Below are 16,878 nucleotides of genomic sequence, written 5' to 3'. Positions count from 1 at the left end.
TTCATGGGTTGGCAATGTAGCACAGGCCTGCCGTTGTCCGGCTTACTGCCTGAACACCACCGCGTCCAGCCCCAGCGCGCGGATGCGTGGCACCGCTTCGTCGGCCAGGGCGCGGCTGGCAAACGGCCCGACCCGCACGCGCGTGCGCTGCCCGTTGGAAGAATCGACCACCTGGATGTAGGCCGGCAAACCGGCATCGATGAGCCGGGTGTGCACGCGGTCGGCGTTGGTGGCATCGGCGAACAGTCCCACATTGATGGCGAAGCCGCCCTCCTGCGCAGCAGGCCGGGTCGCCTGCGCCGCCGGCGTGGGCGCTGGTGCCGGCTCCACAGCGGACGTGGGCTCCAGGGACGATGGCCCGGCCGGTTGCACAGGTGGCGGTTCGGCAACAGGCGCCGTGGGTGCCGGTGAAGCGACGGGCGCAGGCTCGGCAGGCGCAGGGGGCGTTGGCTCGGCAGGCACCACCACCTCCGGCACGGCCACCATCGGCAGCACCTGCTGGTCGACTGCCCATCGGGACAGCCCCCAGTACATGACGATGGTTGCAACCGCGAGCACCCCATTGACGGCCACCAGGCCCAGCAGGCGGCGGCGGTTGCTGGCCCGCAGGGCCAGGGCCACGCACGCCTCGCGCACGGTCTTGGCCTCGCGAACGGCGCGCATCATGCGGCGACGCGCGTCGGCATGCAGCCAGGCGTTGCCGTAAACACCGGGGATCAGGCAGCTCAGCACAAGGATCGCGCCCAGAAAGCCCCACTCGAGGAGAGACGGCCGGGCCAGCCATTCGCGGCCCAGCCCCAACACCAGCAAGGCCAGGCCTTCCACGGCAGCCACGTACAACAGTGCCACCCCCCACAGCTGGCGGAACACCAGCCAGTTCAGGGTCAGCAGCGCAGCGGCCCAATTCCAGCCGGGGCCGGCCCGGCCCGCCTCGTCGAAACGCGCAAACACCGGCAGGTAGCGCCCGACATTGACTGGCCCCAAGGCAGCGCGGTAGAGCGCGGTGGTGGCGCTCTCCGGGGCAATCGCGGCGGGCTGCGAAGGGTCGGGCATGGCGCGATTCTGGCACGCGGCATGCGGGTTGTTGCCATCACCACGTGGGCCGGGTTCTGACCACAATCCGGGCATCACGTTCAACCTGCCCCTCACCTGCCCATGAGCCCCAGTCAGATCATCGTGATGGCCACACCGGTATTTTTTGCGCTGATCGCGCTCGAATACGCTGTCGGGCTCAAGCGCAGGCGCAACACTTACCGCCTGGACGACGCCATCAGCAGCATCGGTCTGGGCATGCTCAGCCAGATCAGCGCGGTGTTCACCCGGCTGCTGCGCGTGGGCATCTACACCGCGGTCTATTCGGCGGTCGCGATCTGGCCCGACCACCCGTTCTGGACCACCTGGGTCGGCTGGCTGAGCGCCCTGGTGTTCTACGACTTCTGCTACTACTGGCTGCACCGCGCCGGGCATGAGACCGCCCTCTTCTGGGCGGCCCACGTGGTGCACCACCAGAGTCAGGACTACAACCTCTCGACCGCGCTGCGCCAGACCAGCACGGGTGCGCTGCTGGGCTGGGTCTTCTACCTGCCGATGGCCATCGCCGGCGTGCCGCCGCTGGTGTTCGGCGTGGTCGCCCTCTTCGACCTGCTCTACCAGTTCTGGGTGCACACCGAGCAGGTCCGCAAGCTTGGCTGGTTCGACCGCTGGTTCTGCAGCCCCTCGAACCACCGCGTGCACCACGCGGTGAACGACCGCTACCTCGACCGCAACTACGGCGGCATCCTGATCGTGTGGGACCGGCTGTTCGGCAGCTTCCAGGAAGAAGACGAGCTGTGTGTCTACGGCACCCGCAAGCCGCTGCAGAGCTGGGACCCGCTGTGGGCCAATGGCGAGGTGTACTGGGGTCTGATCAAGGACTCATGGCGCACCCGACGCTGGGATGACAAGCTGCGTGTGTGGTTCAAGCCGCCCGGCTGGCGGCCCGCCGATGTGGCCGCGCGCTTTCCGGCGCCTGCCTTCGACATCGCGCAGGTGCAGCGCTTCGCACCGCCCATGGGCCGCGCCGTGCAGTGGTTCGCGGGCCTGCAGTTCCTGGCCCTGCTCGCGGGCGTGAGCGGTTTCCTGTGGTTCGCCGACGGCTGGCCACTGTCGCGCAGCGCGGTGGTGTTCACGGTGCTCGTGGTGGCGCTGTGGGCCATCGGGGCGGTGATGCAGGGCCGCATCGGCATGGGCGAGGCGCTGTTCATCGAATGCGCGGCGCTGTCCATGGCCAGTGCCGCACTGGGCTGGGTGGAGCTGCACCGGCTGTTCAAACCGCTGACCATGCTGGTCGCGATGGCGATGGTGCTGGGCCATGCGCGCGGCACGGGCGGCTTGCAACGAGACCTTGGACTGCTGCTGGGAGCGCTGGCCCTGTCACTGGCCGGCGACGCCTTCTTGATGTTCCCCGGTTACTTCATTCCGGGACTCGTGTCCTTCCTGCTGGCGCACCTGGCCTACATCGCGCTGTTCCGCCGGCAAGTGCCGTGGTTCCCGAGCCAGCGCGCGCTGCTCACCACACTGGGCATCGGCTTGGCCGTGTACGCCTTTCTCTGGCAAGGCGGTCTGCCCGCCGCCCTGCGTGCGCCGGTGGCGGCCTACGTGCTGGTGATCGCGCTCATGGCCGCACAGGCCATCGGCCGCGCCACCGTGCAGCGAAGCGCCACGGCCATCGGCGTGGCGGTGGGTGCGGCCTTCTTCATGCTCAGCGACACCTTGCTCGCGATCAACCGCTTTGTCTCGCCGTTGCCCATGTCTCAGGTCTGGGTGCTGAGCACCTACTACGCGGCGCAGATCCTGATCGTGATGCACATCGTTCGATCCGAGCCCGCTCCAGACCCGCACTGACGGTCGGGCCCCCCTCAACCCGCCAGGGGCGTGGCCTGGTCGCACGAGATGCGACCGTCCACCAGTTCCACCAGCCGGTCGCAGCGCGCCGCCAGGCGCGGATCGTGCGTGACCACGACGAATGACACACCTCGCTCGGCGTGCATGCGGCGCAGCTGCACGAACACCTCGTCGGACGACGCCGTGTCGAGGTTGCCGGTGGGCTCGTCGGCCAGCACCAGCGGTGGCTCCATCACCAGCGCGCGGGCGATCGCCACGCGCTGCTGCATGCCGCCCGAGAGCTGCGACGGCCGTTTGTCCATGGCCTGGGCCAAGCCCACCGCGTCGAGCAACTCGCGCGCTTTGCCCAGCTGCGCGGCACTCACCCGCCCTTCGGCCATGAGCGCGGGCATGGTCACGTTTTCCAGCGCCGTGAAAGCCGGCAGAAGGTGGTGAAACTGGAACACGAAGCCCAGGCGGTTGCGTCGGCGCATGGTGAGGCCATGGTCGTCCAGACCCTGCACCGCTTCACCCTGGAAACGGTAGGTGCCCGAGCTCATGCGTTCGAGCAGGCCGATGATGCTGAGCAAGGTGCTCTTGCCCGAACCCGACGGCCCGATGAGAGCGATGAACTCGCCAGGCATCACACGCAGGTTGAGTCCGTGCAGCACCTCGGCCTCGCTGGGCAGGCCAACGTTGTAGGACTTTCGGACGTCGCTGAGCTCGATCAGCGGGACGGTGCTGGAGGGGTTCATCGCGTCACAAGCGGATGGCCTGTCCCGGGTCCATCGCCGCGGCACGACGGGCCGGCGCAATGGCCGCCAGCACGCCGCAGACGGTGGCCATGACGGCCACCTGCAGCGCGAGCAGGGGCGGCAGCACGATGAAGAACAACGGCTGCCCATCGGAGCCACGCACGAAGGTGGTGAACACCCAGATCATGAACACGGCCAGCACAATGCCGAGCACCGAGCCCACCGCGCCCACCACCGCGCCCTGCACCAGGAACACCCGCAACACCTGCCCGCGCGTGGCGCCCATGGCGCGCAGGATGCCGATCTCGCGGCGCTTCTGCACCACCGACACCACCAGCACGCTGGCGATGCCCAGCACCACCACCACCAGCACCACGGCCCGGATGAGGCCCGTGCTCACCGACTGCGCGTTGAGCGCCGAGACCAGCTGGGCGTTGCTCTCCTGCCAGCTCTCGAACTGGTAGGGCAACTGACGGCGCAGACCATCGACCAGCCCCTGCGCGGCCCACACGTCGTTGACCGTGAGGTCGATGGTGGTGGCGCCACCGGGCAGGCCGAGCAGGCTTTGCGCGCCCCGCAGCGGCAGGATCACGGTGCGCCGGTTGAGTTCCTTCACACCCAAATCGACCAGCGCGGTCACGCGCACCGATTCGCTCACGCTGCTGGTCTGTACCGTGAGGCGGTCGCCCACGCGCACGCCCAGGTCGGCCGCGAGGTCGCGCCCCACGATCGCCTCGCCCGGCGCCAGGCGCGCGGTGCCGCTGACCACCTTGCTGCGCAGCCCGACGATGCGGTCGTACCGGTCGAGCTCCACACCGAACAGCGAGACGGATTGTGTGGCCTCGCCGCGCAGCGCCAGCGCGCCACCGGCCACCATGGGCGAGACTGCCGCGATGCCGGGCAGGCGTTCGAGCTGCGGCACCAAGGCCTGCCAATTGGCCACCGAGCGCAGGCGCTGCGCGCGTGGCTGGATTTCGGTCAAGGTGGTCGTGCCCGGTGCCCTGACGGCGGATGGCGCCACCACGTCGTCGGGCGCGCTCAGGGTGATGTGGGCCTGCGCGCCGAGTGTCTTGTTGAGGGTGTTGGTCTGCAGGCCGCTGATGAGCGCGGAGATGTAGGCGATCACGGCCACCCCGGCGGCCACGCCCACGATGATGAGCACGGTTTGCATGCGTCCTTCGCGCAGGAAGCGCAGCGCGACGCGCCTCTCGAAACCCAGCCAGGTGTCCATACAAGAATCCAGGCGCCTTCAGCGCCCCATGGCGTTGGTCAGAGCAGCGCCCGCGTCGGGCGCTGCCGCACCGGGGGTCATGCGCGTGCCCGGCTGCCAGGGCACCCGTCGCACGCGCACGCGGGCGTCGGCCTGGGGCGTGCCGCCCATCAGCACCAGCTCACCCTCGGCCAGCCCGTCAACCACCTCGGCGGCGTCGAGCGTGCGCAGGCCGAGCTTCACCGCGCGCGTGCGCGCGTGGCCCTCGGCACTCACCATCACGGCAGCCGAGCCGTCGGGCAGCGCGTTGCGCAACGCGGCCAGCGGCAGCACCAGCGCCCGCTCGCGCCGGGCGGTTTCCACCTCGACCGACACCGTCATGTCTTCGCGCAGGAAAGCCGGCGCAGGCGCGTCCAGCGCGAGCTTGACTTCAATGGCACCGCGCTGCGCATCGACCGACGGGGCGATGGACAGCACGCGCGCGGCCAGGGGCTGCTCGGCAAATGCATCGGCCACCACCCGCGCGCTCTGGCCCGGTTGCAGTTGTTCAAGGAAGCGCTCGTCCACCTGCGCGCTGATCTGTGTGGGGCCGGCCAGGGCCAGCTCCAGCAAGGCTTTGCCAGGCTGCACGATCTGGCCGGGCTCGACCTCGCGCAACAGCACCTGCGCATCGGCCGGGGCCACCAGCGTGGCTTGCGCCATCCGGGCCTGGGCCGCCTGGGTGGTGGCTTGTGCCACGGCCAGCTGGGCCTGGGCCTGCACCAGATCAGAACCTGTTTCTTCGTTGGCCCGCGTCTGCGCGCGTGCACTGGTCTGCTGCGCCTGAGCCACCTCCAGGGCGCGCCGGACCTCGTCCAGACGCGAGGCGCTGACGAAACCCTGGGCCACCAGCTGCTCGGTGCGTGTGAGCTCGGCTTGAGCGGCGCGCACGGTGGCTTCGGTCTGGGCCAGCGCGGCCTGGGCGGCGGTGCGCCCGGTGCTGCGCAAGCCCGCCAGCCGGGCGGCGGCCTGGCGCTCGGCCGCCCCCGCCTGCGTCAGCGCGGCGGCGAGTTCGTCCGATTCCAGGCGAAGCAGCACGTCGCCGCGGCGAACCTGCGCGCCTTCTTCGACCAGCACAGCCTGCACCCGCCCGGTGATGGTGCTGCCGATCTCCACCCGCGAGAGCGTGGCCACGCGGGCCGAGAACTGCAGGCTGCGCACCAGCGGCGCCGCTTGCAGCTCCACCGCATCCACCCTGGGGTGGCGCCAGAGCCAGCCGGCCCAGAACGCGAGCAGCAGCAACACCCCTGCGGCACCCCATCCCCAGCGGCGTTGAGCGGAAGACAGGGTCATGGCGCAAGCGGCTTCAGTTGCCGGGCTGGAACAGCCCGTTGTCCGACACGGGCGGCGCCACCCCGAGGTGCCGGTAAGCTGCCAGCGTGGCGATGCGTCCGCGCGGCGTGCGCTGCAGGAAGCCTTGCTGGATCAGGTAGGGCTCGATCACGTCTTCGATCGTGTCGCGCTCTTCGCCGATGCTGGCCGCGATGTTGTCCAGTCCGACCGGGCCGCCGTCGAAGCGGTGGATCACGGCCTCGAGCAGCTTGCGGTCCATCAGGTCGAAGCCTTGCGGGTCCACGTCGAGCATGGCCAGCGCGCGGTTGGCAATGTCTTTGGTGATGTTGCCCGTGCCCTTCACGTCGGCGAAGTCGCGCACGCGGCGCAGCAGCCGGTTGGCGATGCGGGGCGTGCCGCGCGAGCGGCGCGCGATCTCGAAACCGCCGGCTTCGTCCATCGGCGCGTTCAGCAAACCTGCGCTGCGTTTGACGATGCGGCCCAGCTCTTCCGAGGTGTAGAACTCCAGGCGCGCGACGATGCCGAAGCGGTCGCGCAGCGGGTTGGTGAGCATGCCCGCGCGCGTGGTCGCGCCCACCAGGGTGAAGGGCTGCAAGTCGAGCTTGATGCTGCGCGCGGCCGGGCCTTCGCCGATCATGATGTCGATCTGGTAGTCCTCCAGCGCGGGGTACAGGATCTCCTCGACGACCGGGCTGAGCCGGTGGATCTCGTCGATGAAGAGCACATCGTTGGCTTCGAGGTTGGTCAGCAGCGCGGCCAGGTCCTTGGGTTTTTCCAGCACCGGCCCGCTGGTCTGGCGCAGGTTCACGCCGAGTTCCTGCGCAATGATGTGGCTCAAGGTGGTCTTGCCCAGACCCGGCGGGCCGAACAGCAGCACGTGGTCCAGCGCTTCGTTGCGCTTCTTGGCCGCACCGATGAAGATCTCCAGCTGCTCGCGCACCTTCACCTGGCCCACGTACTCGTCCAGCAGCTTGGGCCGCAGCGCGCGCTCGATCGCCTCTTCCTTGGGCGAGGCCGGCGCGGCGGACACCATGCGCGGCGCGGGGGCGAAGTCGTCGGTCTGGATGCTCATGCGTCGCTCCGCAGGGCAGCGCCAAGGAGCGACAGCCCCTGCGGGGGGCAGCGCAGTACACGAAGTGACAAGCGTGGGGGTTTCATTTCGCCAGTGCCTTCAGCGCGAGCTTGATGCCCTCGCTCACACCCACATCGGCGGGCAGGGGCTTGAGGGCGGCGGCGGCGTCCTTGTCGCTGTAGCCCAGCGCCATCAGGGCCTGCTGGATGTCGCTCTGCACGTCGCTCTGCGCCGGGCCCCCACCCGGGACGTTCAAGTCGGCACCCAGCTTGCCCTTGAGTTCGAGCAGCAGGCGCTCGGCGGTCTTCTTGCCGATGCCGGGCACCTTGATGATGCGACCGCTGTCCTGCGCGCTGATGGCCTGGGCCAGGTCGCCCACGCTCATGCCCGAGAGCACCGAGAGCGCGGTGCGCGGGCCCACGCCGCTGATCTTGATGAGCTGGCGAAAGGCCTCACGTTCGGGGGCGGTGCCGAAGCCGTAGAGAATCTGGGCGTCCTCGCGCACCACGAAGTGGGTGAGCAGGGCCACTTTTTCACCGGTGCCGGGCAAGTTGTAGAACGTGCTCATCGGCACGTCGACCTCGTAACCGACACCGTGGCAGTCCAGCAGGATCTGGGGTGGGGTTTTCTCCAGCAGCGTACCGGTCAACTTGCCTATCATTGGAAGATCCTTTTCAGGAATTATCGGCTTGATTCTCAGACACACCTTCTCCCCGCCCGACAACGTCCGCATGGGTCACCTCTGCGGCCCTCTGGACAGCCACATCCGCAGCATCGAGGCGGCCCTGCAGGTCAAGGTGGCGCACCGTTTCGAGCAGTTCCGCATCGAGGGCACCAAACCCAAGGTGAACCAGGCGCTGGAAACCCTGCAGGCCATGTACGAGATGGCGAAGAAGCCGATTCCGGCCGAGCAGGTGCAGCTCATGCTCAGCGGCGACACCGCCCTGGTCGACCCCGGCGATGGCGCCCTGGCCATGCAGACGCGGCGCGGCGAGGTGCGCGGGCGCACGCCCAACCAGGCGCGCTACCTGGAGAACATGGCCACGCACGACATCACCTTCGGCATCGGCCCGGCCGGCACCGGCAAGACGTATCTCGCCGTGGCCTGCGCGGTGGACGCGCTGGAGCGCAGCGCGGTGCAGCGCATCGTGCTCACGCGCCCGGCGGTGGAAGCCGGTGAAAAGCTGGGCTTCCTGCCCGGCGACCTGGGCCAGAAGGTGGACCCCTACCTGCGCCCGCTGTACGACGCGCTGTACGACCTGATGGGCGCCGAGAAGGTGCAGAAGGCCTTCGAGCGCCAGCAGATCGAGATCGCACCGCTGGCCTTCATGCGCGGGCGCACCCTCAACCACGCCTTCGTGATCCTGGACGAAGCGCAGAACACCACCGTGGAGCAGATGAAGATGTTCCTCACCCGCATCGGCTTCGGCGCCAAGGCGGTGATCACCGGCGACGTGAGCCAGATCGATCTGCCGCGCACCGAGCTCAGTGGCCTGATCGACGCGGAGCGTGTGTTGAAGCGCGTGCAGGGCATCGCGATCACACGTCTCTCCAGCGCCGACGTGGTGCGCCACCCGCTGGTGGCGCGCATCGTGGACGCCTACGACGCGCGCACGCCTCACATCGAAGACGCCGCACCGGCCAAGCGTGCGCGGCGCAAGGCAGCCTGAAAACCGACCCATGCACCCGACACCCATCACCCGCGCACTCACCGGCCTGTTGGCCCTGCTGCCTTTCACGGCCTTCGCCCAGGGCAGCCCACCCGCACCCGCCGCGCCCACCCTGATCTTCAGCAGCCAGGCGGTGCAATACCGCTGCGACGGCGGCACCGAGATCGAGCTGGTCTATCTGAACCTGAGCAACGGCAATGCGTTTGCCGCCCTGCACTTCGACGGCCGCACCGTCATGCTGCAAGGGCGCCGCGCCACCACCGGTGTGCGCTTCGTCGCGCTCGACGAGCAGAACAGCCTGCGCTGGTACACCCAGGGCATGAAGGGTGAGCTCAGCTTTCTGGCCGCCGACCACACCGCGCAGGAAAAGACGCTGCTGGCCAACTGCTTCGCCCAACCGGCCAAACGCTGATGGCCTTGCACGCACTCACCCTGTCGTTGCAATTCGGCGAGCTCGCCGATGCGGCCACCCACCGCGCCGCACTGCCGCGCCATTCGGTTGCGCGCTGCATCCGCCACGCGCTCGATGCCGATGCCGAGATCACCGTGCGCATCGTCGACGCGGAAGAAGGCCAGGTGCTCAACCGCGATTACCGGGGCAAGGACTACGCCACCAACGTGCTGACCTTCGACTACGCCACCGAACCGCTGGTGATGGCCGACCTGGTGTTGTGCGCGCCGGTGGTGGCGCGCGAAGCCGCCGAGCTGAAGAAACCGCTGGCCGAGCACTACGCGCACCTGCTGGTGCACGGCACGCTGCATGCGCAGGGCTGGGACCACGAGACCAGCGAAGCCGACGCTGAAGAGATGGAAGCGCGCGAGACCGAGATCCTGGCCGGGTTGGGCCAGCCCAACCCCTACGCCTGAGACTTGATCTGCAGTGGGATCGTCACCGGTCCATCGTTGACAAGGTGCACTTGCATGTCGGCACCAAAGCGGCCGGTCTGCACCACCGGGTGCGCAGCCCGCGCTGATCTCACAAACGCCTCGTAAAGCGCTTCCCCCAGCGCGGGCGGCGCGGCCCCGGTGAAGCCGGGCCGGTTGCCGCTCTTCGTGTCGGCCGCCAGGGTGAACTGGCTCACGATCAACAGGCCGCCTGCAACGTCCTGCACGCTCAGGTTCATCTTGCCAGCGGCGTCGCCAAAGATCCGCAGCTTCAGGATCTTGGCGAGCATCTTCTCGCCCACGGCTTCGGTGTCATCAGGCTCGGCGCACAGCAGCACCAGCAGGCCTGGGCCGACCGAGCCGACGATCTCACCGGCGATTTCCACACGGGCTTCACTCACGCGCTGCAGGACAGCAATCAAATCAGATCCTTTTCATCGTCAAAGTGCGCTTCCACATCGCTGGGCAGCAGCTGGATCGTCGCTCTCAGCCCCGGCACCGCGCTCATGAGCGCCTGCTCCACGCTGCCACGCACGGCAGCCGCCCGGCCCAGCGACCAGCTCGCCGGCATGTGCATGTGCAGGTCGACAAAGCGCCGCTGGCCGGCCTTGCGCGTGCTCACGTGGTCAAACCGGATGATGGTGGCCTCGCCGGGCGTGGAGGCAAAACTCTCCAGCGTCTGCTGGATGGTGGCCACCACCTCCGGTTCCAGCGCCTCGTCCATCAGGCCCTGCGAGGAGCGCCAGATGAGGTGAAAACCTTCTTTCAGGATGTTGGCCGCCACACCCATGGCCACCACCGGGTCAAGCCACAGCCAGCCGGTGAAGTGCACCAGGGCAATGCCCACCACCACACCCACCGAGGTCCACACGTCGGTGACGAGGTGCTTGGCGTCGGCTTCCAGCGCGATCGACCGGTGCTCGCGGGCGGCGCGAAACATCACCCAGGCCAGCAGGCCGTTGAGCGCGGAGCTCACCACCGACAGCGCCAGACCCCAGCCCACCTGTTCGATCGGCTGCGGATCAATCAGCCGGTGCCCGGCGACCCAGATGATGCCCAGAGCCGCCGCGATGATGAGGATGCCCTCGAACCCCGACGAAAAATACTCCGCCTTGTGGTGGCCGTAGGGGTGGTCCTGGTCGGCCGGGCGGGCCGCGATGGTGACCATCACCAGGCCGAACACCGCGCTGGCCAGGTTCACCAGCGACTCCATCGCGTCGGACAGCAGGCCCACCGAGTCGGTGATGAGCCAGGCCCCCGTCTTGAGGGCAATGGTCAGGAGGGCCACCACCACCGAGGCCATGAGCAGGCGTTGGGGGGTGAACAGGCGGGCGCGGTCGGGGGTCATGCCGTGATTGTCTTCCACCGCCCTGAAGGAAATGTCTGCCCGGCGCGCGCGCGGTGCCAGAATGGAACGACGCACAGCGAACATGACCCCAACGCCGCCCCCACCCCGCACCGCAGCCCCCACCTCCCCCAGCTTCTGGCTCGGCGAGACCGATGTCTGGCTGCTGGCCGAGGGCAAGCACCTGCGCCCCTGGCAGAAGCTCGGCGCCCACGCCACCACGCTGGACGGGCAGGCGGGCACCGCGTTCGCTGTCTGGGCGCCACACGCGCGGCTCGTCGCGCTGGTGGGCGACTTCAACCAGTGGCGCGCGCAGCCCATGCGCCTGCGCCCCGAGTGCGGCGTGTGGGAGCTGTTCGTGCCCGGCGCTGCGGTGGGCGACTGGTACAAGTTCGACATGCAGGGCAGCGACGGCCGCCACGTCTTCAAGACCGACCCTTACGCCCGCGAGACCGAGCTGCCGCCGGGCAACGCGGCCCGCGTGTGCGAGCCCCTGCGGCCACCCGCGGACCGAGGTGGCGCGGCCCACGAGCGCCCCGCCGTCCCCATGGCCATCTACGAAGTACACGCCGGTTCGTGGCGCCGCCCCGACGGGCCGCACACCGTGCCCACCTGGGACGACCTGACCAGCCACCTCGTGCCCTACGCAGTGGACATGGGCTTCACCCACCTGGAGCTGATGCCGGTGAGCGAACACCCGTTCTACGCTTCGTGGGGCTACCAGCCCACCGGTCTGTATGCGCCCACCGCGCGCCACGGCTCGCCCGAATCGTTTCGGCGCTTCGTGCAGGCCGCGCACGCCGCCGGGCTCAAGATCATCCTGGACTGGGTGCCCGCCCACTTCCCCACCGACGAACACGCGCTGGCCCGCTTCGACGGCACGGCGCTGTATGAACACGCCGACCCGCGCGAAGGTTTGCACCGCGACTGGAACACCCTCATCTACAACTTCGGCCGCTTCGAGGTGCGCAACTTCCTGGTCGGCAACGCGCTGTTCTGGGTCGAGCAGTACGGCATCGACGGCCTGCGCGTGGACGCGGTGGCCTCCATGCTCTACCGCGACTACAGCCGCCCGGCCGGCGAGTGGGTGCCCAACGAACACGGGGGGCGCGAGAACTACGAGGCCATTGCCTTCCTGCGCGAGGTGCACGAGGTGCTGCAGCAGGAAGCACCGCGCGCCACCACCTACGCCGAAGAATCCACCGCGTTTCCGCACGTGACCGGACCCGTGGCCGAGGGCGGGCTGGGCTTCGACCACAAATGGAACATGGGCTGGATGCACGACACCCTGTCGTACTTCGCGCTCGATCCGATCCACCGGCGCTGGCACCACAACAAGCTGACCTTCGCGATGATGTACGCGCACACCGAAGACTACGTGCTGCCGCTCTCGCACGACGAGGTGGTGCACGGCAAGGGCTCCCTGCTGACCAAGATGGCCGGCGACCGCTGGCAACAGCTGGCCAACCTGCGCGCGCTGTACGCCTGGATGTACGCCCACCCGGGCAAGAAGCTGCTCTTCATGGGGGCCGAGCTGGCCCCGCCCACCGAGTGGGACCACGACGCCGAGCTGCCCTGGCAGCTGCTGAAAGACCCGGCGCACGCCGGCGTGCAGCACCTGGTGCGCGACCTCAACCACATCTACCGCAGCGCGCCGGCCCTGCACGCGCGCGACACCGACCCCTACAGCTTCCAGTGGCTGGTGGCGGACGACGCCGACCACTCCGTGCTCGCCTTCGCGCGCTACGGCCACGCGCTCGAAGACACGGTGGTGGTGGTGGCCAACCTCACCCCCATGGTGAGACACGGCTACCGCGTGGGCCTGCCGCACGGTGGGGACTGGCACGAGCGGCTCAACACCGACTCCAGCCACTACGGCGGCAGCAACGTGGGCAACCACGGCCGCGTGCTGGCCGAAGACCTGGCGCAGCACGGCCAGCGCTGGTCGGCGAACTTCACCTTGCCCCCCCTCGCGGTGCTGTGGCTCCAACCCGGGACATGACCCCCTCCTGCGGCACTCCTGCGCTGGGTGCGCATCTCTGCCACCAGGGTGGCGAGGACGGCGTGCACTTCTCGGTCTGGGCGCCCGATGCCCATGGCGTGGATGTCTGCCTGTTCGAAGCCGGCGCAGCCGCCGAGCACCGCCGCGTGGCACTGCAGCCCGCCGGCGACGGCGTGTGGGCGGCCTTCGTGCCCGGCTTGACCGCAGGCCAGCGCTACGGCCTGCGCGCCAGCGGCCCGTGGCAGCCCGAAGCCGGCCACCGCTTCAACCCCACGCACCTGCTGCTCGACCCCTGGGCACTGGCCCTGGTGGGCGACACCGAACGGCTGGCCCTGCAGACCGGTCACGCCTGCGCCGACCCGCTGCACCCCACGCAGGCCTGGAGCGAGCACCAGCCCGACCCGACCGACAACGCCGCCCACATGCCGCGCTGCGTGGTGGTGGATGCGCAGGCCGAACTGGCCGCCGGCTTGGAAATGGTGCCCGGCCCAGCCATCGCAGGCGACCGTGTGGTGATCTACGAGGCGCATGTGAAAGCCCTCACCCGCCTGCACCCCGAGGTGACCGAGGCCGAGCGCGGCACCTACCGGGGGCTGGCCCACCCCGCCGTGGTGCAGCACCTGCAGCGCCTGGGCATCACCACCGTGTGCCTGCTGCCGGTGCACCAGCACATCAGCGAACGCCACCTGATCGAACGTGGTCTCAGCAACCACTGGGGCTACAACACGCTCAACGTGTTCGCGCCCGAGCCGGCCTACGCCGCGGCCGGCGCCGACGACACCCCCGCCGTGCGCGCCGAGTTCCGCCACATGGTCGACACGCTGCACCGCGCGGGCATCGAAGTGGTGCTCGACGTGGTCTTCAACCACACGGCCGAGAGCGATCTCAACGGCCCCACCCTCGCCTGGCGCGGCCTGGGCCAGAACCGCTGGTACGCCATGGGTGAACACGGCGTGCCGCACAACTTCAGCGGCACCGGCAACAGCCTGGCGTTCAGCGAACCGCGCGTGTTGCAGTGGGTGATGGACAGCCTGCGCTGGTGGGTGCAGGCCTTCGGTGTGGACGGTTTCCGCTTTGACCTCGCGGTCTCGCTGGGCCGCGACGCCGCACTCGGCCACGCCTTCAACCCGCGCAGTGCCTTGCTGAACGCGATGGCGCAAGACCCGGTGCTGCGCGGCGTGCGCCTGATCGCCGAGCCCTGGGACGTGGGGCCTGGCGGTCATCACACGGGTGGCTTCGAAGCCGGCTGGCTGGAGTGGAACGACCGCTTCCGCGACGGCGTGCGCGCCTTCTGGCTCGGCCACCACGGCACGCGCGGCGAACTCGCCACGCGCGTGTGCGCCAGCGGCGATCTGTTCAACCGGCGCGGCCGCCTGCCCACCGCCAGCGTGAACATGGTGACCGCGCACGACGGCTTCACCCTGGCCGACCTCACCGCCTACCAGCACAAGCACAACGCCGCCAACGGGGAAAACAACCGCGACGGCCACGGCCACAACCTCAGCGCCAACGGAGGCACGGAGGGCGCGACCGTCGACCCCGTGGTGCTGCACCGCCGTGGCCTGTGGCGCCGCGCCCTGTTGGCCACGCTGTTCTGCGCGCAAGGCACGCCACAGCTGCTGGCCGGCGACGAACTCGGCCACAGCCAGCACGGCAACAACAACAGCTACTGCCAGGACAACGAGACCACCTGGCTCGACTGGGCGAACACCGACACCGAACTCGCCGGCTTCGTCGCCGGTCTTGCCGCACGCCGGCGGGAGCACCCCGGCCTGCGCCACGCGCGCTGGTTCGAAGGCGTTGGCCACGAGCCCGACATCGCCTGGCTCGACACCGACGGGCAGCCCATGCGACCCGACGCCTGGCGAGCGCGCGATCGCCACACGCTCACGGCCCTGATCACCGTGGGTGACGGCGACGCCCCGCCCCATGAGCGCCTGCTCCTGGTCTGGCACGCCGCCCACGGCCACTGCCAACTCACGCTGCCGCCCGGCGACTGGGGCGTGCTGATGGACAGCGCCCGCGCGCTGGTGGCGCCGCCCGGCCAGGCCCCTGACACGGTCACCGGCCGGCTGCCGCTGCATGAAGCCGGCATGTGGGTGCTGGTCCAGGGCTTGCATGCACCCGATGGCAAACCCCCGGGCCTGCCATGAACACCGCCGTCCACCCTCATCTGTCGCGCCGCACCAGCGGCGTGCTGCTGCACATCACCAGCCTGCCCGGCCCCAACGGCTCGGGCGACCTCGGCATCGGCGCGCGCCATTTCGTGGACTGGCTCGCGTCGGCCGGTCAGTCGATGTGGCAGATCCTGCCGCTGTCACCGGCGGGCCCGGGCAATTCGCCCTACCAGAGCGTCTCGGCCTTCGCCGGCAGCCCGCTCATGGTGGACCTGGACGACCTGGTCCAGATGGGCTGGCTGCCCTGGATGCCGACCCAGGGCTTCGACCACCACCACTGCGACTTCGAGCGCGTGGCGCCCTGGCGCATGGCCTGCCTGCGCAAGGCCTGGGAGGGCTTCAGCCAGCGCGCCAGCAACGATTGCCGCGAGGCACTGGCCGACTTCCGTACCGACCACGCGCACTGGCTCGACGACTACGCCCTTTTCATGGTGCTGCACGAGCGCCACATCGGCAGTTGGCCGCAGTGGCCCACGCCACTCGCGCAGCGCGACCCGGCGGCACTCGCCGAGGTGCGCCAGCATTCGCCCAAGGCGCTGGGTTTCTGGCAGTTCGTGCAGTGGCGCTTCTGGGTGCAGTGGCAAGCGCTGCGCGAGTACGCCCGCAGCCGCGGCGTGCAGATCGTGGGTGATGCACCCATCTTCGTCGCCCACCACAGCGCCGACGTGTGGGCCCACGCGAACCAGTTCCTGCTGGACGACGCGTTCGAACCTCGCGTGGTGGCCGGCGTGCCGCCCGACTACTTCAGCGTCACCGGCCAACGCTGGGGCAACCCGCTCTACAACTGGCCGGTCATGGCACAGAACGGCTACCGCTGGTGGAAGGAGCGGGTGGCACACCTGTTCCAGCAGGTTGACGTGGTGCGGCTGGACCACTTCCGCGGCTTCGAGGCGCACTGGGAAATCCCGGCCAGCGAACCCACCGCGGTGGCCGGCCAATGGCAGAGCGGCCCGGGCCTGCCGCTCTTCGCGGCCTTGCAGGAGGAGCTGGGTCCACTGGCCATCATCGCGGAAGACCTGGGCCTGATCACGCCCGAGGTGACCGCGCTGCGCCTGGCCTGCGGCTTTCCCGGCATGCGCATCCTGCAGTTCGCCTTTGGTGGCGACGCGGCCAACCCCTACCTCCCGCACAACCTGGAGCGCAACTGCGTGGTCTACACCGGCACGCACGACAACGACACCACCCTGGGCTGGTGGCGCGCCGCCTCTGCGCACGACAAGACCGCCGCGCGCGCCTACCTGGGCCCCGCGGTGGACACAGAACCGCACTGGACGCTGATCACGGCGCTGTCGCAGTCGGTGGCCAACACGCTGGTGCTGCCGTTCCAGGACGTGTTGGGTCTGGACGGCAAGCACCGCATGAACACGCCCGGACGGGCCACCGGCTGCTGGGAGTGGCGCTTCGACTGGCGCCAGATCGACCACCGGCCCGCCGAGCGCCTGCTGGCGATGACACGTGCGCACGGCCGAATACCCTGAACGGCAACAGCCTGGCCTGTTCGCGTTTCACGATTCCCGTTTCAATGAGCCAGTGCGCACCAAGACGCACCCGCCCCCCACCACCGGAGA

At 69.3% G+C, this 16,878-nt stretch carries 15 protein-coding genes; 7 read left to right on the top strand and 8 right to left on the bottom strand.

Going from position 1 to position 16,878, the window contains the following annotated elements:
- Positions 1-42: 42 nt before the first annotated feature.
- Positions 43-1,053, bottom strand: coding sequence for an SPOR domain-containing protein (locus V6M63_RS11730; protein WP_332741974.1), 1,011 nt, complete (start codon positions 1,051-1,053; stop codon positions 43-45).
- Positions 1,054-1,155: 102 nt separating this feature from the next.
- Between V6M63_RS11730 and V6M63_RS11725 the strand changes: the two genes are divergently transcribed.
- Positions 1,156-2,883, top strand: coding sequence for a lysoplasmalogenase family protein (locus V6M63_RS11725; RefSeq protein WP_332741972.1), 1,728 nt, complete (start codon positions 1,156-1,158; stop codon positions 2,881-2,883).
- 14 nt (positions 2,884-2,897) lie between these two features.
- Here V6M63_RS11725 and V6M63_RS11720 read toward each other — a convergent pair whose 3' ends face one another.
- The 5 genes from V6M63_RS11720 to ruvA form a co-directional block, all read right to left on the bottom strand.
- A complete protein-coding gene (locus V6M63_RS11720; protein WP_332741971.1) occupies positions 2,898-3,617 on the bottom strand; it encodes an ABC transporter ATP-binding protein in 720 nt (239 codons plus the stop codon).
- 4 nt (positions 3,618-3,621) lie between these two features.
- Entirely contained in the window at positions 3,622-4,848 is a 1,227-nt protein-coding gene (locus tag V6M63_RS11715) for an ABC transporter permease (RefSeq protein WP_332741970.1), read from the bottom strand.
- Positions 4,849-4,866: 18 nt separating this feature from the next.
- Complete coding sequence (locus V6M63_RS11710) at positions 4,867-6,159, bottom strand: efflux RND transporter periplasmic adaptor subunit (RefSeq protein ID WP_332741968.1); 1,293 nt, start codon at positions 6,157-6,159, stop codon at positions 4,867-4,869.
- Positions 6,160-6,172: 13 nt separating this feature from the next.
- Positions 6,173-7,231 carry a Holliday junction branch migration DNA helicase RuvB gene (gene ruvB, locus V6M63_RS11705; protein ID WP_332741966.1) on the bottom strand — a complete coding sequence of 353 codons (1,059 nt, stop codon included), beginning with the start codon at positions 7,229-7,231 and terminating at the stop codon, positions 6,173-6,175.
- Positions 7,232-7,313: 82 nt separating this feature from the next.
- Positions 7,314-7,892 carry a Holliday junction branch migration protein RuvA gene (gene ruvA, locus V6M63_RS11700; protein ID WP_332741964.1) on the bottom strand — a complete coding sequence of 193 codons (579 nt, stop codon included), beginning with the start codon at positions 7,890-7,892 and terminating at the stop codon, positions 7,314-7,316.
- Positions 7,893-7,920: 28 nt separating this feature from the next.
- Between ruvA and V6M63_RS11695 the strand changes: the two genes are divergently transcribed.
- From V6M63_RS11695 to ybeY, 3 genes are read left to right on the top strand one after another with little or no spacing between them, the layout of a single operon-like run.
- The gene (locus V6M63_RS11695; RefSeq protein ID WP_056267838.1) at positions 7,921-8,901 is read left to right on the top strand and encodes a PhoH family protein; all 981 of its coding nucleotides are present in this window, start codon (positions 7,921-7,923) and stop codon (positions 8,899-8,901) included.
- Between the two features lie 10 nt (positions 8,902-8,911).
- The gene (locus tag V6M63_RS11690; protein WP_332741961.1) at positions 8,912-9,313 is read left to right on the top strand and encodes an MliC family protein; all 402 of its coding nucleotides are present in this window, start codon (positions 8,912-8,914) and stop codon (positions 9,311-9,313) included.
- Positions 9,313-9,768 (top strand): rRNA maturation RNase YbeY, encoded by a 456-nt coding sequence (gene ybeY / locus V6M63_RS11685; RefSeq protein WP_332741960.1) that lies wholly within the window; start codon positions 9,313-9,315, stop codon positions 9,766-9,768. The genes V6M63_RS11690 and ybeY overlap by 1 nt, the downstream gene beginning before the upstream one ends.
- On the opposite strand, the gene dtd is transcribed toward ybeY, so the two are convergent.
- Positions 9,759-10,208: a D-aminoacyl-tRNA deacylase gene (dtd, locus tag V6M63_RS11680; RefSeq protein ID WP_332741958.1), complete on the bottom strand. Its 450-nt coding sequence runs from the start codon at positions 10,206-10,208 to the stop codon at positions 9,759-9,761. The two genes, ybeY and dtd, sit on opposite strands and share 10 nt — an antisense overlap.
- Positions 10,205-11,134 (bottom strand): cation diffusion facilitator family transporter, encoded by a 930-nt coding sequence (locus V6M63_RS11675; RefSeq protein WP_332741956.1) that lies wholly within the window; start codon positions 11,132-11,134, stop codon positions 10,205-10,207. Before V6M63_RS11675 ends, dtd begins: the two co-directional genes overlap by 4 nt.
- A gap of 82 nt (positions 11,135-11,216) precedes the next feature.
- On the opposite strand from V6M63_RS11675, the gene glgB reads away from it, so the two are divergent.
- Genes glgB through malQ form a run of 3 tightly spaced genes read left to right on the top strand, consistent with a single transcriptional unit; the run spans position 11,217 to position 16,788 of the window.
- Positions 11,217-13,133, top strand: a complete 1,917-nt coding sequence (gene glgB / locus V6M63_RS11670; RefSeq protein WP_332741954.1) for a 1,4-alpha-glucan branching protein GlgB — start codon at positions 11,217-11,219, stop codon at positions 13,131-13,133.
- Positions 13,130-15,286: a glycogen debranching protein GlgX gene (gene glgX, locus V6M63_RS11665; RefSeq protein WP_332741952.1), complete on the top strand. Its 2,157-nt coding sequence runs from the start codon at positions 13,130-13,132 to the stop codon at positions 15,284-15,286. Before glgB ends, glgX begins: the two co-directional genes overlap by 4 nt.
- The gene (gene malQ, locus V6M63_RS11660; RefSeq protein WP_332741950.1) at positions 15,283-16,788 is read left to right on the top strand and encodes a 4-alpha-glucanotransferase; all 1,506 of its coding nucleotides are present in this window, start codon (positions 15,283-15,285) and stop codon (positions 16,786-16,788) included. The genes glgX and malQ overlap by 4 nt, the downstream gene beginning before the upstream one ends.
- Positions 16,789-16,878 lie beyond the last annotated feature (90 nt).

Origin of the sequence: Hydrogenophaga sp. (assembly GCF_036675665.1) — a bacterium.
Lineage (GTDB): Bacteria > Pseudomonadota > Gammaproteobacteria > Burkholderiales > Burkholderiaceae_C > Hydrogenophaga.
This window is presented reverse-complemented; position numbering and strand designations above follow the sequence as displayed.